This window comes from Pseudomonas sp. CP-1 (genome assembly GCF_021213715.1).
GTDB classification, from domain to species: domain Bacteria; phylum Pseudomonadota; class Gammaproteobacteria; order Pseudomonadales; family Pseudomonadaceae; genus Pseudomonas; species Pseudomonas aeruginosa.
The window spans coordinates 537,680-564,467 of sequence record NZ_JAJQKY010000002.1 but is presented as its reverse complement, the minus strand read 5'-3'; the positions used below and the strand labels follow the sequence as shown (position 1 = coordinate 564,467).

Here is a 26,788-nt window from a genome sequence, read left to right as displayed (position 1 = left end):
AGGGGCCCGAACCAGGAGCGATCATGAAAGGCCACTTGCATCTGCCTCACCCGCACAACCAGCGCCTGCAACGTATCCAGGCGCCCACCTACGAACGCCTGCAGGCGCGTCTCGCCGAAGATCACAGCGAGCCCACCGAGAAACCGCTGAGCATCCACTGCGGCTGGGGCCGCCTGCTGATCGGGCAGACCTACCCGGACGCCGAGGAACTGGCCCGCGACCTGTTGCAGGAAGCCCCCGGCGAACGCGACATCGCGCTCTACGTGGCGGCGCCGCAGCAGGTCCTGGCCCACGCCCCGCAGCAGCTCTTCCTCGATCCCTCGGATACCCTGCGCCTGTGGTTCACCGACTACCGCCCGGCGCGCCGTCCGCCACGCGGTTTCCGCATCCGCCGGGTACATACCGAGGAGGACTGGGCGGCGATCAACCGCCTGTACCTGGCGCGCGGCATGCTTCCGGTGCAGACCGAGCGCCTCAGCCCGCGCCACCAGGGCGGGCCGATCTACTGGCTGGCCGAGGACGCCGACACTGGCGTCGCGGTAGGCACGGTGATGGGCCTCAACCACGCCAAGGCGTTCCAGGACCCGGAGGGCGGCTCCAGCCTCTGGTGCCTGGCGGTGGACCCGCAATGCAGCCGGCCGGGCGTCGGCGAGGCGCTGGTGCGGCACCTGGTCGAGCACTTCATGAGCCGCGAACTGGCCTACCTCGACCTATCGGTGCTGCACAACAACCAGCAGGCCAAGGCGCTCTACCGCAAGCTCGGCTTCCGCGAACTGGCGACCTTCACCATCAAGCGCAAGAACGGCATCAACCAGTCGCTGTTCCTCGGCCCCGGCCCGGAGGAAGACCTCAACCCCTACGCCCGGATCATCGTCGACGAAGCCCACCGGCGCGGCATCGAGGTGCGCGTCGACGACGCCGAGGGCGGCCTGTTCACCCTGACCCAGGGCGGCCGGCAGATCCGCTGCCGCGAATCGCTCTCCGACCTGACCACGGCGGTAAGCATGACCCTCTGCCAGGACAAGGTCCTCACCCACCGCGCCCTGCAGCACGCCGGCCTGCGCCAGCCGCAGCAGCGCCTGGCCGGCAGCGCGGAGGAAAACGCCGCGTTCCTCGCCGAGCACGGTTCGCTGGTGGTCAAGCCGGTGGACGGCGAGCAGGGCCAGGGCGTGGCGGTGGACCTGCGCACCGCGGACGAGGTCGAGGAGGCCATCGAGGCCGCCCGCCATTTCGATTCGCGCGTGCTGCTGGAGAGCTACCACGCCGGCCACGACCTGCGCGTGCTGGTGATCGGCTACGAGGTGGTGGCCGCCGCCATCCGTCGTCCCGCCGCGGTGATCGGTGACGGCCGGCACAGCATCCGCGAGCTGATCGAGGCGCAGAGCCGCCGGCGCCAGGCCGCCACCGGCGGGGAAAGCCGCATCCCGCTCGACCACGAGACCGAGCGCACCCTGCGGGCCGCCGGCTATGGCTACGACGACGTGCTGCCCAGCGGCGAACACCTGGCCGTGCGGCGCACCGCCAACCTGCACACCGGCGGCATCCTCGAGGACGTCACCGACGCCCTCCATCCGGCCCTCCGCGAGGCCGCGATCCAGGCCGCGCGGGCCCTGGAAATACCGGTGGTGGGCCTGGACTTCCTGGTCGAGGCCGCCGACCAGCCCGACTACGTGATCATCGAAGCCAACGAGCGCGCCGGCCTGGCCAACCACGAGCCGCAGCCGACCGCCGAACGCTTCGTCGATCTTCTCTTCCCCCTCAGCCGCGAGGTGCCTTCATGACCCCTCTGCCACAACCGGACCTCAACTACCTGCAACGGGTGCTGCTGGAGATGCTCGCCATCCCCAGCCCCACCGGCTTCACCGATACCATCGTGCGCTATGTCGCCGAGCAGCTCGACGAACTTGGCGTGCCCTTCGAGATGACTCGCCGGGGAACCATCCGGGCGACCCTCCAGGGCCGCCTGAATACCCCGGACCGCGCGGTTTCCGCGCACCTCGACACGATCGGCGCGCTGGTCCGCGAGATCAAGCCCAACGGTCGCCTCGGCCTGGCCCCGGTAGGCTGCTGGTCGAGCCGCTTCGCCGAGGGTAGCCGGGTCACGGTGTTCACCGAACAGGGCGTGTTCCGTGGCAGCGTGCTGCCGCTGCTGGCTTCGGGCCACGCCTTCAATACCGAGGTGGACAACCTGAAGATCAGCTGGGACAACATCGAGCTGCGTCTCGACGCCTATACCGCCAGTCGCGCCGACAGCGAGAGCCTGGGCATCTCGGTGGGTGACTACGTGGCCTTCGATCCGCTGCCGGAGTTCACCGAGAGCGGCCATATCAGCGCCCGCCACCTGGACGACAAGGCCGGGGTCGCGGCGCTGCTGGCGGCGCTGAAGGCGGTCAAGGAAAGCGGGCAGGAGCCGCCGATCGACTGCCACCCGCTGTTCACCATCACCGAGGAAGTCGGCTCCGGCGCCGCCGGCGCCCTGCCCTGGGACGTCAGCGAGTTCGTCGGCATCGACATCGCCCCGGTGGCCGAAGGCCAGAATTCCAACGAGCACAGCGTCAGCGTGGCCATGCAGGACTCCGGCGGGCCCTACGACTTCCATCTGTCGCGGCACCTGCTGCGGCTCGGCGAGCGCCACGACATCGCCCTGCGCCGCGACCTGTTCCGCTACTACCACAGCGACGCGCAGTCGGCGATCGCCGCCGGCCACGACACCCGCGCCGCGCTGCTGGCGTTCGGCTGCGACGCCACCCACGGCTACGAGCGCACGCACATCGACAGCCTCGCCGCGCTGAGCCGGCTGCTCATCGCCTACATCCTCAGCCCGCCGGTCTTCGCCAGCGACGCCAAACCCCGGGAAACCTCGCTGGAACGCTTCAACAAGCAGCTCGAGCATCCGGTGCACATGGAAAGCTGCACCCACGTCCCGCCGGTGGACGAAGTGCTCGACAGCAGCAACAACAGCGACAAGGGCTGAGCCCGCGCCGGCCTCCCCGCCCCCCGGGGAGGCCGCCCTCCTCTCCAGCCAACTGCTAGGCTGATGGCAGGTTCCCTCGCCTGTCTCATTTCCTCCGTAGCATCATGCGTGCCGACTCGTGTCCATGGAGTAGTTGCATGTCCCGACTCTGCCTGGTCCTGCTGTTGCTCTGCTGCGCGCTGCCGGCCCGGGCGCAGCCGCCCGCACCGCTGGACGGAGAGGACCTGCGCCTATCCCTGGGCGCATACGCCGAGTACTACCGCGACGCCGGCGGCAAGGCGCGCCTGGGCGACATCCTCGCCTTGCCGGCCCAGGCCTTCGCCGCCCTGCGCGGCGACCACGCGAACTTCGGCAAGAACGCCGCGGCCTGGTGGTTCAGGGTGCGCCTGGACAACCGCAACGGCGCCGACCTGGCCGGTTTCCTGGAGGTCAACTACCCGCTGCTGGACGACCTCAAGGTCTACCTGCTGACCGCCGATGGGCGCATCGAACAGCAGGAGAGCGGCGACCTGTTCGCCTTCTCCCAGCGCCCGGTGCAGGTGCGCAACTTCTGGTTCCCGCTGCGACTGCCGCCCGGCGAGAGCACCCTGCTGCTGCGCGTGCAGAGCACCAGCACTGTCTACGTGCCGCTGTACTTCAGCACCTACGCGGCCAGCGCGGCCAGCCAGGAAACCCTGATGGGCTTCAACGGGGCCTTCTACGGGGTGCTGTTCGGGTTGTTCTGCTACAACCTGTTCCTCTTCGTCTCGCTGCGCGAGGCCACCTACGCCTGGTACCTGCTGTACAACCTCAGCCTCGGCCTGTTTTCCGCCAGCTTCGACGGCCTGCTGTTCAAGCTGCTGCCAGGACACGTGGCGCTGGAGTCGGCCGGCATCTACCTGCTGATGTACCTGAGCTGCCTGGTGTCGATCCAGTTCAGCCGCGGCTACCTCTACACCCGCCGCGACTTCCCGCGCCTCGACCGCTTCCTCCGCGGCCTGCTGCTGGCCTGCGTGGCCCTGTTGGCCAGCGAGCCGCTGGTGGGGTTGCGCGCCTGGAACGTCCTCGCCAGCCTGACGGTGATGCTGGTATCCCTCAGCCTGCTGCTGGCCGGCGTCCACGTCTGGCGCCAGGGCCTGCGCTACGGCCTCTACTACATCCTGGCCTGGGGCGCGCTGCTGCTGTCGTTCCTGGTCACCACCGCCGCCTCGCTGGGCTTCGAACTGTTCGGCCTGTTCGGCAGCAGCGTGGTCAAGATCGGCATGACCGTGGAACTGGTGACCCTGTCCATCGGCCTCGCCGACCGCATCAATGCGCTCAAGGAGGAAGGCTTCCGCTCGCGCCAGGCGGCCGAGCAGGCGCGGGTGGAGAACGAGGCGAAGAGCCGCTTCCTGGCGAAGATGAGCCATGAGATTCGCACCCCGCTGAACGGCGTGCTGGGCATGCTGCAACTGCTCCGCGATACACCGCTGGATCGCGGCCAGGCGGCCTACGTGGAGACCATCGCCAGCTCCGGCAGCGCGCTGATGTCGGTGATCAACGATATCCTCGACTACGCTCGCATCGAGTCCGGCAAGCTGCACCTGGAGCGCATCGACTTCGACCTGGAGGAACTGCTCTCCGACACCCTGGCGCTGTTCAGCGCCCAGGCCGTGGAAAAACGCCTGCGCCTGCATCTCGGCCTGGACAGGGGCGTGCCGCGCCGCCTCAACGGCGACCCGACGCGGTTGCGCCAGGTACTGATGAACCTGCTCAGCAACGCCCTCAAGTTCACCGCCGAAGGCCATGTCGCCGTGCGCGTGCAGCGGCGCTTCGACGAGGGCGGACGCGAGCGCCTGCTGTACAGCGTCAGCGACAGCGGCATCGGGATATCCGCCCAGGCGCAGAAGACCCTGTTCGAATCCTTCTCCCAGGCCGACTCCAGCACCACCCGCCGCTACGGCGGCAGCGGCCTGGGCCTGGCGATCAGCCGCGAGCTGGTGCAGATGATGGGCGGGCGCATCGAGGTGAGCAGCGAGCCGGGCAAGGGCACCCGGTTCAGCGTCGACCTGCCGCTCAGCCCCGCCCTCGAGGCCGGCGAAGCGGACGAACTGGCGCAACTGCTGCAACACCGCCCGGCCCTGCTGGCCAGCGAGGACAACCTGACCCTGGACTGCCTGCAGGCATTGCTGGAGCGTTGGGGACTGCGGGTCGAACGCTGCCTGCAGCCGAGACGGCTGAACGCCTATCTGGAGGACTTCAGCGCACCGCCCCTGCTGGTCCTGGCGGCGCCCTGGCCGGGGCCGCCGTCGATCTGGCTGGACACCCTCTATGCGCAACTGGAGCAAGGCCAGCGCATCCTCCTGCTATGCCCGCCGCAGCACTGCCAGGACCTGCCGCCGCACGAAGGCCTGCGCCTGCTGGCCCTGGCCCAGCCGGTAGCGGTGAAGGCCCTGCGCGAAGCCCTGCTGGAACTGTACCGGGAGCGGCGCCGACAGCCAGGGCGGAGCAGCGAGGCGGCCCCGGACGAACGCCTGGACGCCCCATGCATCCTGGTCGCCGAGGACAACCCGGTGAACCAGCTGGTGGTGCGCGGCTTCCTCGCCAAGCGCGGCTACGCGGTGCGCCTGGCCGGCAACGGGCGGCTCGCGCTGGACGAGTACCTGCGCGACCCGAACGGCATCCAGTTGATCCTGATGGATGGCGAGATGCCGGAAATGGACGGCTTCGAGGCGACCCGCCTGATCCGCCGGGAGGAGCGTGCCCAGGGCTGGCCGCGCGTCCCGATCGTCGCCCTGACCGCGCACATCCTCGACGAACACCGCCGGGCCGGAATCGAGGCCGGCATGGACGCCTACCTCGGCAAGCCGGTGGACCGGGCGGAACTCTATGCCACCCTCGAACGCCTGCTCGGCCAGCCTTCGCGACAGGCATGACAGTACGCGATGCGTCGCGCTAGCATTCGCCGCCATACCGGAGTACCGCCATGCTGATCCCCCACGACCTGCTCGAAGCCGACACCCTGAACAACCTGCTGGAAGACTTCGTCACCCGCGAAGGCACCGACAATGGCGACGAGACCCCGCTGGACGTGCGTGTAGAACGCGCCCGGCATGCCTTGCGGCGGGGCGAGGCGGTGATCCTGTTCGACCCGGAGAGCCAGCAGTGCCAGTTGATGTTGCGCAGCGAGGTGCCTGCGGAGCTGTTGCGCGACTGAGTCGCGGCATCGACCCGCCTGGCGGGGCGGGTTCGCCGCCCTGCACACCCCGGAAACGCCGGACAGCGCCCCTGCTCCGCAGGGCGAATAACCGCTCGCGGTTATCCGCCGCTCATCCGCCCGCCCCCTCACTCCTTCGCCCCACCCTCCTCCGTCTCCAACGCCGCCCTGGCGATGTTCCGGCTATGCGCGCCGAAATGCCCGATCAGTTCGATCAGTTGCGCGTTCAGCACCGCATTGTCGTGGGCCTCGGGGCGTGGCTGGTTGCTCTCGCTGAAGTCCTGCGCGGCGGAGGCCGGGCGGGCGGCCAGCCATTCGCCGATGGCGGCGTCGAAGGCCGCGGCGTGGGCGTTCGACTCGGCGGCCACCACCTCGCGCAAGTAGGTCGGCGAATAGGCCGGATAGGCACCGTCGCGGCGGGTGTCGGCGTAGGCGTCGAGCATCGGCTGCGGGCGGCCGTCGCGGAGCAGTTGGCGCAGCCAGTCGAACTGGTATTTCTCCACCGCGGTATGGCGGTTCGCGACACGCTCGATGGCCGCCTGCTTTTCCTCCGGGTAGCCGAGCAATGCCTTGCCCTCCATCTGTAGCATCGCCGCCAGGCTGGCACCGGGCAGCGGCGTGGAGTGGTAGGGCTGGGTGATGTCCTGGATGTAGTGCATGCCCCAGCCAAGGAACCGGTAGCCCCAGTAGGGATGACCGTTGGCGAAGGCGAAGCGGGACAGGCCGAAGTACTGGTAGGCACGCCATTCCGGCCAGGCCCGGGCGAGGAACGGCGCGCCGCTGTAGATCACCGCCGCCTCGTGGTAGAAGCCCATGTGGAACGGCGCCTGGGAGCTGAACTCGAAGCGCGGGTCGCCGAATGGCTGGGTGCCGAAGCCGTAGCGCTGGCCGGCTTCGCCGGGGTTGTCGCTGAACAGGTTGATGTCGTGGCCGTAGTCCGGTTCGTCGGCGGCGGTGGCCAGCACTGCCAGGGGCGCGACTCGCTCGCCGGGCTCCAGGCGGATGAAACGCCAGGCGGTCCACGGCGAGAGGTTCTGGAACACCAGCACCTCCTGTGGCTTGAGGTGCGGGCGCTGCGGCTGGTCCTGCCCGGGAAGCGGCTGGATCGCCAGCGCCAGGCGGATCTCCGGGTTGACCCGCAGCGCCGCGAGGAACGCCTGGCGCAAGTCGCCGGCCTCGCCCTCGGCGGCGAAGCGCAGGGCGTCCGGACGCGCCGGGTAGTTGCCGATATGCGCTCGGGCGTAGGCTTCCTGCTCGTCCAGCAGGGCGGCCAGTCCGCCGCGCTCGGCGGCGAGGAACGCCTCCAGCGGCTCCACCTCGACTTCCGGCGCCTCGCGGATGGCCGCCAGCTCGCGCAATGCCAGGTAGCTGCCCGCCGTATGGTTGGACCAGGCCCACAGGCTCGGCGAGACGACCCACGCCCCCAGCAGCAGGCAACGCAACAGCAACTTCATCGGCTTTTCGCTCTTGTCTCGACTCGGTGCCGGCAAGCCTACCAATGCGGGACACCCAGGGCACTGTCCTGCCTGGACATCGGAACTCTCCGATAGCGCCATCGGACCAATGTCTATCCACGCCGGGCCGGCCCCATGACCGCCATCAATGGCGCCCAGGCGCCAGGCGGCTAGACTTTCCCGACATCAGGCACGCTGATACAAGGCACCCATCTGATGCTCCAGTCCGTTTCGCCCAAGCACGACCTGCCCCTCAAACCCGAAGGCCAAGCGGCCAAGCCAGAACGCACCGGCACCTGGGCGCCGTTCTCGATCCAGGCCTTCCGCATCATCTGGATCTGCAACCTGTTCGCCAACCTCGGCACCTGGGCCCAGTCGGTGGCCGCCGCCTGGGTGGTCACCGACGCCCACGCCAGCCCGCTGATGGTGGCGATGATCCAGGTCGCCGCGGCGCTGCCGCTGGTGCTGCTGTCGATCCTCTCCGGGGTCATCGCCGACAACCACGACCGGCGCAAGATCATGCTCTGGGGACTCAGCTTCGAGATGACCGGGGCGATGTTCGCCACCCTGCTGGCCTTCCTCGGCTACCTCGACCCGGTGCTGCTGATCATCTCCATCCTCTGGATCTCCCTCGGCGGGTCGGTGACCATCCCGGCCTGGCAGGCGGCGGTCAACGAGCAGGTGCCGGCGCGCATGGTCAGCGACGCGGTGCTGCTCAACAGCGTCAACTACAACGTCGCCCGCGCCGCCGGCCCGGCCCTCGGCGGCCTGTTGCTGAGCGCGGTGGGACCGGCCTGGGTGTTCCTGTTCAACAGCTTCTGCTACATGGCCCTGATCTGGGCGATCTGGCAGTGGCGGCGCGAGGTGCCCAAGCGCAGCCTGCCGCCGGAAGGCATCCTCGAAGGCGTCACCGCGGCGCTGCGCTTCACCCAGTACTCAACCGTCACCCGCCTGGTGATGATGCGCTCCTTCGCCTTCGGCCTCTCCGCCAGCGCGGTCTGGGCCCTGCTGCCGCTGCTGGCGCACCGCAACCCGGACGGCGACGCGGCGATCTACGGCTACATGCTCGGCGCCCTCGGCCTCGGCGCGATCCTCGGCAGCACCCAGGTCTCGCGCCTGCGCCAGCGGATCGGCAGCAGCCGGCTGATCAGCCTGGCCGGCTTCACCCTGGCGCTGATCCTGCTGACCCTCGGCCTGGTAGACAACCTCTGGGTCCTGTTCCCGGTGCTGATCCTCGGCGGCGGCTGCTGGATCGGCGCCCTCGCCACCTACAACTCGGCGGTGCAGATCCTCGTCCCCGACTGGATCAAGGCGCGCGCCCTGGCGCTGTACCAGACCGCGCTGTACGGTGGCCTGGCGCTGGGTTCGTTCCTCTGGGGCCATCTCGCCGAGACCATGACCGTGCACGGTGCGCTGCTGGCCGCCGGCTGCCTGCTGCTGGCCTCGGTGATCCTCCTGTACAACTCGCGCCTGCCGGAAATGGACGCCGCCAGTATTTCCCGCGCGCCGGCGAGCATGCCCGGGCAGCCGAGCTTCGTCTTCAACACGCGGCGGGGCATGGTGCTGGTCTCCATCGAATACCGGATTCCCGCCGAGCGCACCCGCGACTTCGTTCGCGCCGCCCAGCCGCTGCGCCGCCTGCGCCTGCGCAACGGCGCGGAGCGCTGGTCGCTGTTCCGCGACGTGAGCAACCCGGAGGTCTGGCAGGAACTGTTCCTGGTGGACAACTGGATCCAGCACCTGCGCATGCTCGACCGCATGACCCTGGCCGACAAGATCGTCATCGACAACGTCACCGCCCTGCATGCCGGCGACGGTCCGCCGCAGATCCGCCATTGCGTGAGCTACGAGGCCAGCAGCTACGATACGCCGCTGGTGAAGAGCGCCACGCCGCCGGCCAACGACGAGGCGGGCGCGACGGCGGGGAGTTGAGAACGGGGCCTGGCAGTCCCTCGGGGCGGACAGCGCCAGCGGCGTTATCCGCAATCCAACGCCGGCGCGATCACTCCGCCGTCGGCTTCTTGCGCTTGAGCGGCGCCATGCCGTCGGCGCTGACCACCGCCGACGGCCCGGCCTTCGGCCGCGCGGCGGGCTTGCGCTTGGCCGCGGGCTTGGCGGCGGCGCCCTTCCTGTCCTGCTTTTTCTTCTTGCTGCCGGCGGCCTTGCCCGACGCCTTGAGTTTCTTCGGCCCCTGGTAGGCGGCCTTCAGTTCCTTGATGTTGCGTCGTTCGAAGTTCTGCTTGAGGTAGCGTTCGACGCTCGACATCAGGTTCCAGTCGCCATGGCAGATCAGCGAGATCGCCAGGCCCTCGGCGCCGGCGCGACCGGTGCGGCCGATGCGGTGCACGTACTCGTCGCCGCTGCGCGGCATGTCGAAGTTGATCACCAGGTCCAGGCCTTCGACGTCCAGGCCGCGTGCGGCGACGTCGGTGGCGACGAGGATCTTCACCGCGCCCTGCTTCAGGCGCTCGATGGCCAGCTTGCGGTCCTTCTGGTCCTTCTCGCCATGCAGGACGAAGACCTTGTGCTGGTTGGCGATCAGCCGCCCGGTCAGGCGATCGGCGGAGACCCGGGTGTTGGTGAAGACGATGGCCTTGGTGTAGGTCTCGTTGCTCAGCAGCCATTGCAGCAACTGTTCCTTGTGCGCCACGTCGTCGGCGGTGATGACCTGCTGGCGGACGTTCTCGTTCAGCTCGCCGACCTGGTTCAGGCGCAGCACTTGCGGCTCGCGCAGCACCTCGGCGATCACCTTGTTCAACCCGGCGCCGCTGTGGGTGGCGGAGAACAGCAGGGTCTGGCGCTCGGCCGGGCAGGCGTTGGCCAGGGCCAGCACGTCGTCGGCGAAGCCCATGTCGAGCATGCGGTCGGCCTCGTCCAGCACCAGCACCTCGATGTCCTGCAACGGCAGGTTGCCGGCGTTGCGCTGCTCGAGCAGGCGGCCGGGGGTGCCGATGATGATCTCCGGGTTCTTGCGCAGGCGCGCGCCCTGCACCTTGAAGTCCTCGCCGCCAGTGATCAGGCAGGCCTTGATGAAGGTGAACTGGGCGAAGCGCTCGACTTCCTTGAGGGTCTGCTGGGCCAGCTCGCGGGTCGGCAGGAGGATCAGCGCGCGCGCCAGGGAGCGCGGCTTGTCCTCGGCCAGCAGGCGGTGCAGCAGCGGCAGCAGGAAGGCCGCGGTCTTGCCGCTGCCGGTCTGTGCCGTGACCCGCAGGTCGTGCCCCTCCAGCGCCTTGGGAATGGCCGCGGCCTGGACCGGCGTCGGCTCGCTGAAGGACAGGCTTTCCAGTGCCTTCAGCAGGCGTTCGTGGAGGGGAAATTGGCTGAACAAGGGAGACCTCGGCATTGCACGTGAAAATGGACAGGTGCATAGCCTAACGGTTGCCGCGCCGGCGCGCAGGCTTTATTCGCGCGGCGCGACGGCCAGCGCCGGCGTCGCAATCGGCTCGACGCCGGGTCGCCGCCAGGCAAGCGCGGCGCGGGCGGCGATCGCAGACTCGTTCGACGCCCGTCGCCCAGAGGAACCAGATCATGCCCGACGCGCCCGCATCCGCCGCCGAACGCCTCGAACGGCTGCCGCTGAGTCCGTATCACCGACTGATCTTCGTGATCATCGCGCTGGCGTTCTTCTTCGACTCGATGGACCTGGCGATGATGACCTTCCTGCTCGGCTCGATCAAAGCCGAGTTCGGGCTCGACTCGGCGCAGGCCGGGCTGCTGGCCAGCTCGAGCTTCTTCGGCATGGTGATCGGCGCGGCCCTGTCGGGCATGCTCGCCGACCGCTTCGGGCGCAAGCCGGTATTCCAGGCCAGCATCGTGCTCTGGGGCCTGGCCAGCTACCTGTGCTCCACCGCCGGCGACCTCGGCAGCCTGACCTTCTACCGGGTATTGCTGGGGATCGGCATGGGGATGGAGTTTCCCATCGCCCAGTCGCTGCTGTCGGAGATGATCCCGGCCAGCCGCCGCGGCAAGTACATTGCGCTGATGGACGGCTTCTGGCCGCTGGGCTTCGTCGCCGCCGGCTGCCTGTCCTACTTCCTCCTGCCGCTGACCGGCTGGCGCAGCATTTTCCTGGTGCTGGCGCTGCCGGCGGTGTTCGTCCTCGCCATCCGCTTCCTGATTCCCGAGTCGCCGCGCTGGCTGGAGCAGGCCGGCCGGCGCGAACAGGCGGACCGGGTATTGCGCGACATAGAAGCACGGGTGATGCGTTCGCTGGGCCTGACCGAGCTGCCGCCGCCGCTGCGCCAGCCGCAGCGGGAACGCAGCCGTCCGGGCTTCTTCAGCGCCTTCGCCGAACTCTGGTCGCCAGCCTACCGGCGCCGCACCCTGACCGTCTGGGGCCTGTGGTTCTTCGCCCTGCTCGGTTTCTACGGCCTGACCTCCTGGCTCAGCGCGCTGCTCCAGCAATCCGGCTTCGCCGTCACCCAGTCGGTGTACTACACGGTGCTGATCTCGCTGGCCGGGATACCCGGCTTCCTCTGCGCGGCCTGGCTGGTGGAAAGCTGGGGCCGCAAGCCGAGCTGCGTGCTGATGCTCCTCGGCGGCGGCGCGATGGCCTACGCCTACGGCCAGACCGCGGTGTTCGGCGGCAGCCTGGCGCTGCTGATCGGCTTCGGCCTGGCCATGCAGTTCTTCCTGTTCGGCATGTGGGCGGTGCTCTACACCTATACGCCGGAACTCTATCCGACCTCCGCGCGCGCCACCGGCTCGGGCTTCGCCTCGGCGGTCGGGCGAATCGGCTCGCTGCTCGGCCCGCTGGTCACCGGGCTGGTCCTGCCGCTCACCGGCCAGGGCGGGGTGTTCACCCTCGGCGCCCTCTGTTTCGGCGTCGCTGCCCTGGTGGTCTGGGCCTTCGGCATCGAGACCCGCGGGCGCACCCTGGAGGAGCTTGCCGGCTGAGCCCGCGCGTCGGCGGAAAACCTTTGTAGACACGTCGGGGATGCGATCCGGCGCCCGATGGGGCACTCTTGGTTCCTTTGTGCGTTCCCGGCCCCCGCGTCGGGATCTCCGTTCAACCGCGGGGCCGGCCCGTCCCCCCCGCCCGCAACAAAGGAAGTCGCCTGTCCATGGACTCCACATCCCTTCTCGACCAGCTCTCCGGGTACTGGTCGGCGCTCGACCAACACCCTATCCTGCACGCCGGCCTGGCCTTCGGCCTGCTGCTGGTGGGCGCCCTGATTCTCGGCCGGGTGGCCCGCTACATCGTCCTCTACGCCGCCAACCTGCTCGCCCGCCAGCCCGCGCTGCACTGGCTCGGCGACCTGATCCGCAACAAGGTGTTCCAGCGCCTGGCGCAGACCACGCCCTCGCTGTTGGTGCAATTCGGCCTGCCGTGGATCCCGGAGATGCCGGACAAGGCCGCGCACTTCCTCGGCAACCTGGCACTGGCCTTCACCGTGCTGTTCCTGATCCTCGCCCTCACCGCGCTGCTGAATGCCCTGCTGGACATCTACGCGCGTACCGAGCACGCCCGCACCCGTTCGATCAAGGGCTACGTGCAACTGGCGAAGATCGCCGTGTTCGTGTTCGGCGCGATCATCATCGTCTCGATCATCATCGACCGCTCGCCGCTCCTGCTGCTGTCCGGCCTCGGCGCGATGTCGGCGGTCCTCCTGCTGGTCTACAAGGACACCCTGATGTCCTTCGTCGCCAGCGTGCAGCTCACCAGCAACGACATGCTGCGGGTCGGCGACTGGATCGAGATGCCGCAGGTCGGCGCCGACGGCGACGTGGTGGACATCACCCTGTACACCGTGAAGGTGCAGAACTTCGACAAGACCATCGTCTCGGTGCCGACCTGGCGCCTGATGTCGGAGTCGTTCAAGAACTGGCGCGGCATGCAGCAGTCCGGCGGACGGCGGATCAAGCGGGCGATCTACGTCGACTCCAGCCAGGTGCGTTTCCTCGACGAGAAGGAAGAGCGGCGCCTGAGCCAGGTGCGCCTGCTCACCGAATACATGGCCCGCAAGCAGACCGAGTTGCAGGAGTGGAATGCCGCCAACGGCGGGGTCGCCCCGCTGGCCGCCAACCGCCGCCGGCTGACCAACATCGGTACGTTCCGCGCCTACGCCCTCGCCTACCTGCAGAACCACCCGGACATCCATCCGCACATGACCTGCATGGTCCGCCAGTTGCAGCCGACCGCCCAGGGCATCCCGCTGGAGATATACTGCTTCACCCGCACCACCGCCTGGGTCGACTACGAGCGCATCCAGGGCGACGTGTTCGACTACCTGCTGGCGGTGATGCCGGAGTTCGGCCTCGGCGCCTACCAGCAGCCCAGCGGCCAGGACCTGCGCCAGGGGCTGCAAGGCATGCTCGAAGGGCGTGACGCCGGGGCCCGCTCGTTCGAGGCGCTGGCCGCGCCGAGCCGCAGCGACGAAGCCACCGCCTGAACCGAGGAAAACCGTCCATGAAACCGCACCTGACCTACTACGTCGCCGCCAGCCTGGACGGTTTCATCGCCCGCCCCGACGGCAGCGTCGACTGGCTCGACCGTTTCGCCGAGGGCGGCAACGACCACGGCTACAAGAGCTTCTACCAGGGCATCGACGGCCTGCTGATGGGCCGCGGCACCTACGATATCGTGCGCGGCTTCGGCGACTGGCCGTATCCGGGCAAACCCTGCCAGGTACTCACCCGCAACCCGCAGGAAAGCGCAGCGGAAGGCGTCGAGTTGCGCCACGTCACACCCCAGGAAGGCCTCGCGCGCCTCGGCGAACAGGGCTGCCGGCGGATCTGGCTGGCCGGCGGCGGCAGCCTGGCCGGCAGTTGCCTGGCGGCCGGGCTGCTCGACGAGGTGATCGTCAGCGTCATTCCGCAACTGCTCGGCGCCGGCATCCCGCTGTTCGCCGGCGGCCGCGAGCGGCGCCTGCAACTGCTGGAACAACATGGCTACAACAGCGGCATCGTACAGATGCGCTACCAGGTGATCGCCGAGGACGACCCGCAATGACCGACAACCTGCTGAGCATTTCCGCCGCCTGCCTGTTCGACGACCAGGGCAACCTGCTGCTGGTGCGCAAGCGCGGCACCCAGGCCTTCATGCTCCCGGGCGGCAAGCGCGAGCCGGGCGAAACGCCCCTCGCCGCGCTACAGCGCGAACTGCTGGAGGAACTGCGCCTGCCGATGGGCGCCTCGACCTTCGAGCACCTCGGCAGCTTCCAGGCGCCGGCGGCCAACGAGGCGAACACCCGCGTCGATGCCGATATCTACGTCGCCCGCCTGCCCCACGCCGTCTGTGCGCAGGCGGAGCTGGAGGAACTGGCCTGGCTGGTCCCCGGCCAAGCGCAGCCGGACAATCTCGCGCCGCTGCTGCGCGATCATGTCCTGCCGGCCCTGGCGCGGCGCGCGGCGGAAAACCCGGAAACCCAGGCCGAACACCGGACGCGCCCCGATCATGTGCGCTGAGCGCTAGCGCTACCGTCAACGAAAAAGGCCACCTCGGGGTGGCCTTTTCGCGTTCTCGCACCGATCGCGCGGAATATCGGCGGTTAACGCCTCTTCCTTGTGCGCAGCCTGCGGCTAAGCCTCAGAACGAAGTCCGGCGGTAGGCACGGTAGCGCGGGAACCAGAAGTTCGCCTCGATGGCGTCGTTCAATACCTCGTCGCTGGTATGCAGGGCCTTGCCCTCGGCCTGGGCCTGCTTGGCCACGGCGACGGCGATGCGCTTGCTGACCTCGCGGATGTCACCCAGCGCCGGCAACACGGCGCCCTCGCCCTGGGTAACGATCGGCGAGCAGTTGGCCAGGGCGTTGGCCGCGGCCATCAGCATGCCTTCGGTGACCCGGTTGGCCCGCGCGGCGATCACCCCCAGGCCGATGCCGGGGAAGATATAGGCGTTGTTGCACTGGGCGATGGGAATCCGCCTGTCGCCCACCTGCACCGGTTGGAACGGGCTACCGGTGGCGACCAGCGCCTGGCCGTCGGTCCAGTTGAGGATTTCCTGCGGAGTCGCCTCGACCCGCGAGGTCGGGTTGGACAGCGGCATCACCAGCGGCTGCTTGCAATGGCTGTGCAGCTCGCGGATGACCTCTTCGGAAAACAGCCCGCGCTGCCCGGAGACGCCGATCAGCACCGTCGGCCGGGCATTGCGGATCACTTCCAGCAACGCCAGGTCGTCGCCCTGCTGGCCGCCCCAGGCACCGAGATCGGCGCGCTTCTGCGCCAGGCGGTGCTGGAAGTCGAGCAGGTTGCTCATGTCGTCGGTGAGCAGGCCCCAGCGGTCGACCATGAAGATGCGCCGACGCGCCTGGGCCTCGTCCAGGCCCTCCAGTTGCATGGCGGCGATGATCTGCTCGGCGATGCCGCAACCGGCGGAGCCGGCGCCGACGAAGGTCACGGTCTGCTCGCTGAGCTTCTCGCCCTTGGCCTTGCAAGCCGCCAGCAGGGTGCCCACGGCCACCGCGGCGGTGCCCTGGATGTCGTCGTTGAAGCAGCACAGCTCGTCCTTGTAGCGCTCCAGCAACGGCATGGCATTGGTCTGGGCGAAGTCCTCGAATTGCAGCAGGACGTTGGGCCAGCGGCGCTTGATCGCCTGGATGAACAGGTCGACGAACTCCTCGTACTGCGCCCCGCTCACCCGCTCGTGGCGCCAGCCCATGTACATCGGGTCGTTGAGCAGGTCCGGGTTGTTGGTGCCGACGTCCAGCACCACCGGCAGGGTGTAGGCCGGGCTGATACCGCCGCAGGCGGTGTACAGCGACAGCTTGCCGATAGGGATGCCCATCCCGCCGATGCCCTGGTCGCCCAGGCCGAGGATCCGCTCGCTGTCGGTGACCACCACGATCTTCACGTTGTTCTTGGTGGCGCTGCGCAGGATGTCGTCGATCCGCTCGCGGTCCGGGTAGGAGATGAACAGGCCGCGGTGGGTCCGGTAGATCTTCGAGAACTCCTGGCAGGCCTGGCCGACCGTGGGGGTGTAGATGATCGGCATCATTTCTTCCAGGTGCTCCTCGAGCAGGCGGAAGAACAGGGTCTCGTTGTTGTCCTGGATCGAGCGCAGGAAGATGTGGCGGTCCAGATCGGTGTTGCACAGGTTGTACTGGCTGTAGGCGCGCTCGGTCTGTTCCTCGATGGTCTCGATGTTGTGCGGTAGCAGGCCCTGCAGGTTGAAATCGATGCGTTCCTGGGTACTGAACGCGCTGCCTTTGTTCAGCAGCGGCATCTCCAGCAGCGAAGGGCCGGCATGGGGGACGTACAAGGGACGCTTGGCTGTTTCGGTCATATCTGGACTCGCTTCTACGGGCTTCACTCGGGTACGGGGACCACGAACATACCCCCGGCGCAGAGGCTTTCCAAGGGCACGGCGAACAACAGGTCATTGCCGGACCCGCAAGTATCGCCACTTGCATGGCGAAACCGGCGCGTCACATCCGGAACCGACCATTCGACGAATGGTCAGAAGGCTGGCGTCAAAATAGGTCACAATAGCCGCCGCTTTCGTAGGGGAATACGCTGGGAACGCCGATGAGTCCCCGATTTTCCTTCGTGAAGCCCGTTATCGCCGGGACAACCTGAATGCATCCAGGCCCGGAAGCAGTTGGCCGTTTCGTTTGACGGCCTGGTCGGAAGAGTCAGGAGGGCTCGTTCCGGTCACCCAGAAGACACTCCGATGAACAGAGAGTAACCACGAACCAGCGGAAGCCTGGACCGTTATTCACGCACGCGAAGACATGCCGAAATGCGTTCACCCTTTTTGACATGCCTGTCTGTAGGCTTCGCGGCCCTTCTGGCCGCCCTCTCGACGCCCAGCCTGGCTTCCAACCAGGTCACCCACACCTTCAAGCCGTCGAAGAATTCCACCCTGTCGCCCAGCCGGGTCGTCAGCACCCGCCAGTCCGCCAACCGCTCGGTGGTCGCGGCCGCCGCTTCCGAAGTCACCGACCGCGCCTTCAGCATGATCGGCACCCCCTACCGCTGGGGCGGCACCACGCCGAAGAAAGGCTTCGATTGCAGCGGCCTGGTCAACTATGTGTTCCAGGACGTCGATGACGTCGACCTGCCGCGGACCGCGCGCGCCATCTACAACATGGACAACAACAAGGTCTCCCGCGGCAAGCTGCAACCGGGCGACCTGGTGTTCTTCCGGATCCGCAGCCGCAGCGTCGACCACGTCGGCATCTACGTCGGCAACGACCGCTTCGTGCACGCGCCGCGGCGCGGCAAGAAGGTCCGCGTCTCCGACCTCAACAGCAGCTACTGGAAACGCCACTACCTGGCCGGCAAGCGCATCCTGCCGACCACCCTCGCCCAGGTCGAAAGCACCCGCAAGCGCTGATTCCGGCGCCTGCGGCTCGCTCAGATGCCCCGCCGCGCCTGTTTCCTCAGCAGGCGCGCGCTGTCCCAGCCGGTCAACAGCACCGCCAGCCAGATCGGCGCGTAGGTCCATAGCTGCTCGGGACGGAACGCCTCGCCGAGGAACAGTACCGCCACCAGGAACAGCAGCACCGGTTCGACGTAGCTGAGAATCCCGAACAGCCCCATCGGCAGCAGTCGGCTGGAAGCCATCATCGCGCCGAAGGCCAGCGCGCTGATCAGCCCCAGCATCGGCAGCAACAGCCACAGGCGTGGCGCCTCGCGGAAGGCCTGGCTCTCGTCGCCCAGCCAGTACAGCGCGGCCAGCGCCAGCGGCAGCAGGAAGAGCATCTCGAAGACGAACCCGGACAGCGCGTCCACGCCCATCCTGCGCCGCAGCATGAAGTACGGGGGATAGCCCAGCGCGGTGACCAGGGAGACCCAGGAGAACGCGCGGGTCAGCCAGAACTCGTGGAGCACCCCGGCCAGCGCGCAGGCCACGGCGATAGCCTGCAGCGGCGTCAGGCGCTCGCCGTAGAACACCCGCCCCACCAGCACCATCGCCAGCGGCAGGAGGAAGTAGCCCAGCGACAGTTCAAGGGTCTTCCCGGCCAACGGCGCCCAGATGAAGATGCCCCATTGCAGCAGCATCATCGCCGCGGTCAGCGGGAAGCAGGCCAGCAGCCAGGGCTCGGCGAACAGCCGGCGCCAGGCGGCACGCAGGGTCGGCCACTGGCGGGTGGCGACGACCAGCAGGAATACCATCGGGATCGACCAGACCACCCGATGCGCCACCACCTGCAGGCTGTCCAGCGGCTCCAGCAGGTGGACGTAGCCCGGCAGGGTAACGAACAGCACCGAGGCGGCCAGCGACAGCAGCACGCCCTGTCCGGAAATCCTCATGCACGCACCTCGCGCCGGCCGAGCCGGTTGACCCACAGCGAAGCGACGATCACCGCGCCGCCCAGGGCCAGGCGCGGCAGGTCGGCGTGCTGGTTCCAGATCAGCAGGTTGAGCAGCAACCCGACCGGCACGTGCAGGTTGTTCATCACCGCCAGGGTACCGGCGTCCACCTCGGTGGCGCCCTTGTTCCACCAGAACTGGCCGAGGGCGGTGGCCAGCAGCCCCATCCATACCAGTACGCCCCATTGCAGCTCGCCGGCCGGCAGGCGCTGCGGATCGCCGAACAGCAGCCAGGCAGGCAACGCCACCAGCAGCGCGCCAACGAAGAAATAACCGAAGCGCTGGCGCTGCGGCAGCTCGGACGGGTACTTGCGCACCAGGCGCTTGTACAGCACCTGGCCGGCGGCGAAGGTGGCGTTGGCCAGTTGCAGCAGCAGGAAGCCCTGGAGGAACTCGCCGGTGATCCCGTCGTAGCGGATGATCGCCGCGCCCAGCACCGCCACCAGCGCGGCGGCCAGGGCCCAGAAGTTGAAGCGGCGGTTGAGCAGGTCGTCGAACAGGGCCACGTGGACCGGCGTCAGCACGGTGAACAGCAGCACCTCGGGCACCGTCAGCACGTTGAAGCTCAGGTACAGGCAGACGTAGGTGATGCCGAACTGCAGCGCGCCGACCAGCATCACCCCACCGACGAAACGCGGTTCGACGCCGCGCCAGCGGGTCAGCGGGAGAAACACCAGGCCAGCGAGAAGGACCCGGGTAAGCACGGCGAAGTAGCTGTCGACCTGGCCGGCGAGGTACTCGCCGATCAGGTTGAAGGAGAACGCCCAGAGGACGGTGACGAACAGTAGATAACGCATGGACCAGGCACCAGGATGGGGCGCCGACCATAACGTTTTTGCCGCCGCCAAGGAAGGCCGCGCGGGCCCGCGGCCAACCTCGCCGCCCCTGTACTACTTGCCGTGCGCGGTGGGCCAGCGGTATTCGAGCCAGTGCTCCATGCGCTGGCGCAACAAGCCGCTCTGCTCAGCGATGTGCAGCCACTGGTCGACGTAGCGCTTGAAGGCCTCGTCGCGCGGCAGCAGGTAGGCCTTCTCGGCGAAGTCGAAGGGTTGCTGCGGATGCACGGCGCAGAGTTCCGGGTGCAACCGCGACTGCAGGCGGGCCTCGATGGCGTCGGTCATCATCAGGTCGGCCTTGCCGTCGACGATCTGCTGGAAGATCGTCACGTTGTCCGGATGCACCAGGATCCGGGCCTTCTTCAGGTTCGCCCGGGCGAACTTCTCGTTGGTGCCGCCGGGGTTGACGATGGCCGTCACGCCCGGCTGGTCGATCTGCTCCAGGGTCTGGAAACGCGCTTCTTCGCTACAGAGGGTGATCGGCGTCTTGCCGTCGCGCAGGTAGGGAATCGAGAAATACGCCTGGCGCTGGCGCTCCAGGTTGATCGAGATGCCGCTCATGGCGATGTCGAAGCGGTCGTCGGCGAAATCGCGCATCAGGTTCGGCCAACTGGTCGGCACCACTACCAGCTTGGCCCCCAGGCTCTCGGCCAGGCGCTGCGCCATGTCCACGTCGAAACCGGCGTAACCGCCCTCTTCCGTGCGGTAGCTGAAGGGCTTGTAGTCGCCCGTGGTGGCGACGCGCAGCACGCCGCTTTCGAGGATGCGGTCGAGGCGGCTCTCCTGCGCCTGGAGGCTGGCGCTGGCCAGCAGCGCAAGGCAGGCCAGGGCCTGGACGAGATGGCGGAATGACTTCGGCATGGCGACTCCTCGGGATGGCGGACCGCAGAGAGACTACGCAAGTCGGCAGCCGCGGCCAAATCCCGGAATGCAGGGGAACGCCCGATGACGCCGGGGCGCGGGCCGAGCATGCGGCAGGAGAAGCGGAAAAAAGTGCGCGAAACGGCTGACGACCTCACACCGCCATCGACAGCGGTACACCCTGCAGCCATTCCGGGTGGTAGCGCAACAACATCTCCAGGCCGCGCTCCTGGTAGGCCGGGAAGCTGATCGCGACCAGCGTCTCGCCCTTGACCTTCTGCGGCGGGCCGAGGCGCTGGAGGATCACGCCGTTGCGAACGAAATAGCGCTCCATGGCCGTGGTGGTCACCGCGACCACCGAACTGGCCCCCAGGTACCAGGCGCATTGCAGGCTGGACCAGAATATCTTCATCGCCAGCTGCGGATCGTCCGCCGCGCTGGCGGCGTAGCGCGAAAGCTCCCAGACCGACGGATCGCTGGGCGGGGTTTCGCTGCACAGGTAGGCGAAGACGTCCTTGAGCAGGTAGGCGTCGGTCGTCGGCAGCAGGCGGGCGCAACCGCAGATGCCCTGGCGGCCCATGGCGACGATGTAGCGGGTTTGCGGATGGTCGAACTGGTCGAATTCCTGGTCGCGGACCCTGGAGGTGGAGACCACGTCCCAGCCCAGCTTCTCGATGAAGACTTGATGCCGGTAGCGTCCCAGCTCGGCGATCATGGCGGCGGAAAGCCCTTCCAGCGATTCAGAGAGCAATTCGATCATGACCAAGTCCCCGTGTCGTGCCGGCCGAGAAAAAAAAGGCGGCATCCCTACCCTGATACTCCTGGGCCCTCTCAGTCGGAGGACATACCAGCACACACATGAGGGGGAAGACTAAAGGAGGATGAACGGCAGGCAACCTGCCAGATCTGGTAGGGCGCGCCGGCCGGCGCGCCCTGCGCTTCAGATGAGGCCCAGCGCCGCGGCGTAGGCAGCAGCCAGCGTCTTGTTCGGCGCGTCGAACTTCTTCTGGATGTTCTTGTGGTGGAAGTTCACCGTGCTCTCGGAGATGCTCAGGATGATGGCGATTTCCCCGGAACTCTTGCCGTCGGCGGTCCATTGCAGGATCTCGCGTTCGCGATGGCTCAGGCAGACCGGGTTGGACATCAGCATCGGATGCTCCAGGTCGGTCAGCTTCTGGGTCAGCAACTCGATCATGCAACGCAGCCGCAGGCGGATTTCCTCGCGCTCGAAGCTGGAGATGTTCTGCTGGTCGCGCGCCACGGAAAGCACGCTGAGCAAATTGTTCGGCGCGCGGATCGGCAGGGTCGCGCCGACACAGAGGCCCCAATCGCGAGCCTCGTTCCAGAGCATCCGGCTCTGGTCGAACAGGCTGTCGCTCCAGACCACCATTTCCGAGGAGCGCAGGCCGTTGAGGATCGCCGGATCCACGGCCCCGTAGTTCTGCATCTGGTATCGCTCCAGCCAGGCCTTGGGATAGGTGCCATGGACCTCGGTCTTCGGCCGGGTGAAGGGAATCGTGTGGCGCACGCCATAGGCGTAGTAATCGAAGCCCAGGCGCCGCACTTCCTTTTCCAGGACGGCGAACACGCCCTGGCTGTCGTGGATCGGCTGCATCTCGCTACGCAAACCGTCCCACCACAGCAAAAAGCCTCCGTCATTCCTCATTGCAGTAAGCCCTGATCGATAAAATGCATCACAGCAGAATTGGCCCGGGGTATGACGCTGTCAAGCGCGCAGCCTTGCCGATACGGCAAAATCATGGCAACCCTATCTGTTATGCCAGCACCGTTCAGGACGCAGCCTTCAGCCATCGAGCATCCCCCTCCCTATGACAACGTTCGACCACCTGGGCCGCTTTACCGCAAGCGATACTGTGCGGTTGTGACAATTCCATGAAACGCCGACAGGCCGCCGCCATGGCCGGGTCCTCGAGCAAGCGCCACAGCGCCCCGCGCAACTCCTGCTCGCGCAACGGCACGCCCAGGCGCATCCCGCAGCCGAGCCGGACCAGCCGTTCGGCATTGTCGAACTGGTCGTGGGCACAGGGCAGCAGCACCTGCGGCACCCCCGCCGCCAAGGCCAGGCTCATGGCGCCGATACCGCCCGGATGGACCAGCCCGGCGCACGATGGCAGCAAGGCTCCCAGTGGCGCGTAAGCGCGCTGCAGCACGTGGTTCGGCAAGCCGCGCAGCGGTTCCTGGCCGGCGCCGGTGAGGAAGATCCCACGCGCGCCGAGGCGTTCCAGCGCGCGCAGGGCCATGGCGTAGAAGTCGCCCTGCAGGTGTTCGGTCGAGCCCTGGGTGAACACCAGCGGCCGGCTGCCCTGATCGAGAAAGCGTTGCAGTTCGTCGTCGAGCGGGGTTCCCGGGATACTGCCGTCGAACAGCGGGAAGCCGGTCATGTGCAGGGGTTGCGGCCAATCCTGCTGGGGCGGCGCGAACCAGGCCGGGAACAGGCAGACCACGCCCTGCGGCGAATGCATCCATTGGGTGAAGATGCGCTTCACCGGCGTTTCCAGGCCGACCTTGCGGCGCACCGCGTTGATCTCCGGCGCGCAGGTGCGATCCAGCTTGAAGCGCTCGATGCAGCGCCAGAGCAGCTTGCGCATCGCCAGCGGCATCTGCTCGGGCACGTTGAACTTGGGGTGTACCGGCGGCAGGTGCGCCGACAACAGGGTCGATGGCGAGACCTGCGCGGACAGGTAGGGAATCCCGTACTTCTCGTGAGCGATGCGTGCGCCCAGCGCCCATAGCGAGCCGACCACCACGATGTCGTCATGGCGCTGCGCCGAGACGTACTCGTAGACCGGCTCGATCATCCCGGCGATGGCTTGCCAGAGCACGCCGAAGGACGTCTTGGGGTCCCACAGGCGCGGATCGCCCATGGTCCGGCGGTAGGTCAGTTCGTCGCTCAGCGGGACGAACGCGATGCCGTGCTGCTCCACCGCGTCGCGAAACACCGGGATGGTGCAGAGGCTCACGCGGTGCCCGCGCAGTTTCAGGGTCCGGGCCAGGCCGATGAAGGGAAATACGTCGCCGGCCGAGCCGATGGCGATGAGGATGGCGTGCATGGGGCTACTCCGTGCGTTATGCAACCGCAAAGCCCGGCCAAGCCGGGTCTTCGCAGGTCAAGGGTTCAGGCGTAGCCGATGGCCATCTCGTGGAATCCCGCCGCGCGTTCCGCCCGCTGCGGCTCCGGTTGCTTCAGCAGGTGCTCGAGCAGGGCGCGGTGCACGCGTACCGCTGCCAGCTTGGACTCCAGGTCGAGGAAATGCCCGGTGCCCTCCACCCGCGAGAAACTGCAGTGCGGCAGGTAGTCGCGGAACTGGCGGGCGTCCTCGGCGGTGGTGTATTCGTCCCAGCTGCCGTTGATGAAATGCACGTGGCTCTGGATCCGCTCCAGGCAAGCCAGGTAGCCCCGATCGTTGAGCGCCAGCACCTGGTCGATGTGAAAGCGCGCCTGCTCGTATTCGCCGGTGGCCAGCGAAGCCATGTGCTGATGGTTGCTGGCTTTCAGGCGCGGCGGCAGGTATTTGCCGACGGTCTCGTTGAGCAGATGGCCGATCGCCGACTTGTCGTCCAGCTCGATCAGCGCCTGCGCCCGCCCGACGTAGTCGAGCATCGCCTGGTTCAGTCCAGGGGCGAATGCCATCACCACCGAGCTGCGGATACCGCGCGGATTGCGCGACAGCGCCAGCAGCGTGGAGATACCGCCCCAGGACGCGGAGACCAGGTGATTGACCTCGAAGCGCTCGATCAGCGCCAGGAGGATTTCCACCTCGTCGTCCTTGGTGATCAACCCGCGCTGCGGGTTGTGCTGCCGCGACTGCCCGGCGAAGGGCAGGTCGAACAGCACCACGTTGAAATGTTCGGCCAGGCACTTGCAGGTCCGGGCGAACGAGGCGGTGGTCGCCATCGCGCCGTTGACCAGCATCACCGTGCTGCGCCCGGGATCCTGCCCAACGCGCTCGACATGTACCCGCAGGCCCTTGCAAACCGATACCAACAGACTTTCGCGCCGCATTTCACACCTCCCAAAAATTTTCGAACAGGCAAACAGCTATCGCTGCCACGGGTATCCCGGCATTACGTAGAGTTCGTTCTTATTGTTCGAACGGCAGACAAGTAACTCAGCGGCCATCCGCGCGGACCAGCCACGGCGGATGCGTACCCCTTCAGGCGAGGGGCTTGTGTGGGTCTTGCAGATCGGCCTGCGCAAACGATTGGCGTCCGTGTTCACGCGTAGCCGATGAACACTTTTTAGCCAATTCGAAAGCTAACGGTAACTGCCAGATTTCACAGGACGGGCGGCCGCCTGCGCATAAGCCCCTGCCCGCCCGCGATAAGGCGTGCCAGAGCGGCCGGCGGGGAACAGCGAGGGGTTGGCGGAAAAGGCATGAAAAAACCGGGCGCCAGGCCCGGTTTCCGGTGTCGAAACGCTCTGGCGTCAGGCTTTTGGCAGGGTCACGCCGCGCTGGCCCTGGTATTTGCCGCCACGGTCCTTATAGGACACTTCGCAGGCCTCGTCGGATTGCAGGAAGAGCATCTGCGCCACGCCTTCGTTGGCGTAGATCTTCGCCGGCAGGTTGGTGGTATTGGAGAACTCGAGGGTCACATGGCCTTCCCACTCCGGCTCCAGTGGGGTGACGTTGACGATGATGCCGCAACGCGCGTAGGTGCTCTTGCCCAGGCAGATGGTCAGGACGTCGCGCGGGATGCGGAAGTACTCGACGGTGCGCGCCAGGGCGAAGGAGTTCGGCGGGATGATGCAGACGTCGCTGTTGATGTCGACGAAGCTTTTCTCGTCGAAGTTCTTCGGATCGACCACCGCCGAATGGATGTTGGTGAACACCTTGAATTCGGCGGCGCAGCGCACGTCGTAGCCGTAGCTGGACACCCCGTAGGAAATCACCCGGCTGTCGTCCGCGCCGCGCACCTGGCGCTCGACGAACGGCTCGATCATGCCGTGCTCCTGAGCCATGCGGCGAATCCACTTGTCCGATTTGATGGTCATGGAGGGTGTCCTGTCGAAAGCTGCGAAAAATGATCGCGAATCTTACCGGGGCCGCCGCCCCAGGGCAAAGGCAGCCGTCGCCGACGGCTGCCCGAGCGCCTCAGTCGTCGCTGATGCTGATGTTCGGCAGGCCGACGCTGGCCCGCTCGCTGAGAACGATGCGCGCGCCGACATGGCGGGCGATTTCCTGGTAGAGCATCGCCAGTTGGCTTTCCGGGTCGGCGATCACCGTCGGCCGGCCGCTGTCGGCCTGGGTGCGGATGGCGATCGACAGCGGCATGGACGCCAGCAGCTCGACGCCGAACTGCGCCGCCAGCTTCTCGCCGCCGCCCTCGCCGAACAGGTGCTCGGCATGGCCGCAGTTGGAGCAGATGTGCACCGCCATGTTCTCCACCACGCCGAGCACCGGGATGTTCACCTTGCGGAACATCTCCACGCCCTTCTTCGCGTCGAGCAGCGCCAGGTCCTGCGGGGTGGTGACGATCACCGCGCCGGCCACCGGCACCTTCTGCGCCAGGGTCAGCTGGATGTCGCCGGTGCCCGGCGGCATGTCCACCACCAGGTAGTCGAGGTTGTCCCAGGCGGTCTGGGTGATCAGCTGGATCAGGGCGCCGGAGACCATCGGCCCGCGCCAGACCACCGGCGTGCTGTCGTCGGTGAGGAAGGCCATCGACATCACCTGCACCCCGTGCGCCTCCAGGGGCTCGAACCACTTCTGCTCACGGACCTTCGGCCGGGTGCCTTCCGGCAGGCCGAACATGATGCCCTGGCTGGGTCCGTAGATGTCCGCGTCGAGGATGCCCACCCGCGCACCCTCGCGGGCCAAGGCCAGGGCCAGGTTGGCGGCGGTGGTGGACTTGCCGACGCCGCCCTTGCCGGAAGCCACCGCGACGATGTTCTTCACGTTGCCCATCACCTCGACCTGCGGCTGTGCCTTGTGCGGCTGGATCACGCAGTCGACCCGGACCTCGGCGCGAGCGACGCCGTCGAGCGCCTCCAGGGCCATTTGCAGGGTTTGCGCCAGGCCGTTTCTGAACAGCCCGGCGGCGTACCCCAGTTCCAGGCGCACCCGCACGCGGTCGCCCTGGATCTCCACCTCGCGCAGGCAGCCGGCGCTGACGGGGTCCTGGTTCAGATAGGGGTCCTGGTACTGGCGGAGGGTGGCTTCCACCGTTTGGCGAGTGATAGCGGACATGGGGGATTTCCTGAGGGTTAAGC

General features: G+C 67.5%; 22 protein-coding genes. 10 read left to right on the top strand and 12 right to left on the bottom strand.

The genetic code is table 11. From position 1 onward, the window contains the following. Positions 1–23 precede the first annotated feature (23 nt). From ngg to LT948_RS06410, 4 genes are all read left to right on the top strand, one after another. Positions 24–1,781, top strand: coding sequence for an N-acetylglutaminylglutamine synthetase (gene ngg / locus LT948_RS06425; protein ID WP_003091949.1), 1,758 nt, complete (start codon positions 24–26; stop codon positions 1,779–1,781). After that, on the top strand, positions 1,778–2,974 hold the full coding sequence (locus LT948_RS06420; RefSeq protein WP_073656915.1) for an osmoprotectant NAGGN system M42 family peptidase: 1,197 nt from the start codon (positions 1,778–1,780) through the stop codon (positions 2,972–2,974). Before ngg ends, LT948_RS06420 begins: the two co-directional genes overlap by 4 nt. Positions 2,975–3,111: 137 nt before the next feature. Next, positions 3,112–5,868, top strand: a complete 2,757-nt coding sequence (locus LT948_RS06415; RefSeq protein ID WP_015502538.1) for a hybrid sensor histidine kinase/response regulator — start codon at positions 3,112–3,114, stop codon at positions 5,866–5,868. Positions 5,869–5,918: 50 nt separating this feature from the next. Next, positions 5,919–6,149 (top strand): YheU family protein, encoded by a 231-nt coding sequence (locus LT948_RS06410; RefSeq protein WP_003091959.1) that lies wholly within the window; start codon positions 5,919–5,921, stop codon positions 6,147–6,149. 128 nt (positions 6,150–6,277) lie between these two features. On the opposite strand, the gene LT948_RS06405 is transcribed toward LT948_RS06410, so the two are convergent. Then, positions 6,278–7,603: a phospholipase gene (locus LT948_RS06405; protein ID WP_073656916.1), complete on the bottom strand. Its 1,326-nt coding sequence runs from the start codon at positions 7,601–7,603 to the stop codon at positions 6,278–6,280. A 216-nt stretch (positions 7,604–7,819) separates the two neighbouring features. Here LT948_RS06405 and LT948_RS06400 point away from each other — a divergent pair, with 216 nt between their 5' ends. Continuing rightward, a complete protein-coding gene (locus tag LT948_RS06400) occupies positions 7,820–9,535 on the top strand; it encodes an MFS transporter (RefSeq protein WP_003091965.1) in 1,716 nt (571 codons plus the stop codon). A gap of 70 nt (positions 9,536–9,605) precedes the next feature. Here the strand turns inward: LT948_RS06400 and LT948_RS06395 are convergent, their stop codons facing one another. Continuing rightward, positions 9,606–10,946, bottom strand: coding sequence for a DEAD/DEAH box helicase (locus LT948_RS06395; RefSeq protein WP_003122185.1), 1,341 nt, complete (start codon positions 10,944–10,946; stop codon positions 9,606–9,608). A 185-nt stretch (positions 10,947–11,131) separates the two neighbouring features. On the opposite strand from LT948_RS06395, the gene LT948_RS06390 reads away from it, so the two are divergent. From LT948_RS06390 to LT948_RS06375, 4 genes are all read left to right on the top strand, one after another. After that, positions 11,132–12,499: an MFS transporter gene (locus LT948_RS06390; RefSeq protein ID WP_003091973.1), complete on the top strand. Its 1,368-nt coding sequence runs from the start codon at positions 11,132–11,134 to the stop codon at positions 12,497–12,499. 167 nt (positions 12,500–12,666) lie between these two features. Continuing rightward, positions 12,667–13,995: a mechanosensitive ion channel family protein gene (locus LT948_RS06385; RefSeq protein WP_003091979.1), complete on the top strand. Its 1,329-nt coding sequence runs from the start codon at positions 12,667–12,669 to the stop codon at positions 13,993–13,995. Between the two features lie 17 nt (positions 13,996–14,012). After that, positions 14,013–14,555 (top strand): dihydrofolate reductase family protein, encoded by a 543-nt coding sequence (locus LT948_RS06380; RefSeq protein WP_003111057.1) that lies wholly within the window; start codon positions 14,013–14,015, stop codon positions 14,553–14,555. After that, positions 14,552–15,010: an NUDIX hydrolase gene (locus LT948_RS06375; protein ID WP_003113894.1), complete on the top strand. Its 459-nt coding sequence runs from the start codon at positions 14,552–14,554 to the stop codon at positions 15,008–15,010. Before LT948_RS06380 ends, LT948_RS06375 begins: the two co-directional genes overlap by 4 nt. Before the next feature lie 121 nt (positions 15,011–15,131). Here LT948_RS06375 and LT948_RS06370 read toward each other — a convergent pair whose 3' ends face one another. Beyond that, a complete protein-coding gene (locus LT948_RS06370) occupies positions 15,132–16,826 on the bottom strand; it encodes an NAD-dependent malic enzyme (RefSeq protein ID WP_023096500.1) in 1,695 nt (564 codons plus the stop codon). Between the two features lie 456 nt (positions 16,827–17,282). Between LT948_RS06370 and LT948_RS06365 the strand changes: the two genes are divergently transcribed. After that, a complete protein-coding gene (locus LT948_RS06365) occupies positions 17,283–17,879 on the top strand; it encodes a C40 family peptidase (protein ID WP_003103763.1) in 597 nt (198 codons plus the stop codon). 20 nt (positions 17,880–17,899) lie between these two features. On the opposite strand, the gene rarD is transcribed toward LT948_RS06365, so the two are convergent. The 9 genes from rarD to apbC form a co-directional block, all read right to left on the bottom strand. Then, positions 17,900–18,799, bottom strand: a complete 900-nt coding sequence (gene rarD / locus LT948_RS06360) for an EamA family transporter RarD (RefSeq protein ID WP_003091995.1) — start codon at positions 18,797–18,799, stop codon at positions 17,900–17,902. Continuing rightward, positions 18,796–19,656 (bottom strand): carboxylate/amino acid/amine transporter, encoded by an 861-nt coding sequence (locus LT948_RS06355; protein WP_003092000.1) that lies wholly within the window; start codon positions 19,654–19,656, stop codon positions 18,796–18,798. Before LT948_RS06355 ends, rarD begins: the two co-directional genes overlap by 4 nt. A gap of 93 nt (positions 19,657–19,749) precedes the next feature. Next, positions 19,750–20,556 (bottom strand): cyclohexadienyl dehydratase, encoded by an 807-nt coding sequence (gene pheC / locus LT948_RS06350; protein WP_003092003.1) that lies wholly within the window; start codon positions 20,554–20,556, stop codon positions 19,750–19,752. A 154-nt stretch (positions 20,557–20,710) separates the two neighbouring features. Then, the gene (rhlI, locus tag LT948_RS06345; protein ID WP_003092004.1) at positions 20,711–21,316 is read right to left on the bottom strand and encodes an acyl-homoserine-lactone synthase RhlI; all 606 of its coding nucleotides are present in this window, start codon (positions 21,314–21,316) and stop codon (positions 20,711–20,713) included. Between the two features lie 180 nt (positions 21,317–21,496). After that, entirely contained in the window at positions 21,497–22,222 is a 726-nt protein-coding gene (gene rhlR, locus LT948_RS06340; protein ID WP_003119559.1) for a quorum sensing system transcriptional regulator RhlR, read from the bottom strand. A gap of 124 nt (positions 22,223–22,346) precedes the next feature. Next, positions 22,347–23,627 (bottom strand): glycosyltransferase, encoded by a 1,281-nt coding sequence (locus tag LT948_RS06335; protein ID WP_003092007.1) that lies wholly within the window; start codon positions 23,625–23,627, stop codon positions 22,347–22,349. A gap of 65 nt (positions 23,628–23,692) precedes the next feature. Continuing rightward, the gene (gene rhlA / locus LT948_RS06330; RefSeq protein WP_003092013.1) at positions 23,693–24,580 is read right to left on the bottom strand and encodes a 3-(3-hydroxydecanoyloxy)decanoate synthase; all 888 of its coding nucleotides are present in this window, start codon (positions 24,578–24,580) and stop codon (positions 23,693–23,695) included. Between the two features lie 423 nt (positions 24,581–25,003). Beyond that, complete coding sequence (gene dcd, locus LT948_RS06325) at positions 25,004–25,570, bottom strand: dCTP deaminase (protein WP_003092017.1); 567 nt, start codon at positions 25,568–25,570, stop codon at positions 25,004–25,006. Positions 25,571–25,670: 100 nt separating this feature from the next. Next, positions 25,671–26,765 carry an iron-sulfur cluster carrier protein ApbC gene (apbC, locus tag LT948_RS06320; RefSeq protein WP_003092020.1) on the bottom strand — a complete coding sequence of 365 codons (1,095 nt, stop codon included), beginning with the start codon at positions 26,763–26,765 and terminating at the stop codon, positions 25,671–25,673. Positions 26,766–26,788 lie beyond the last annotated feature (23 nt).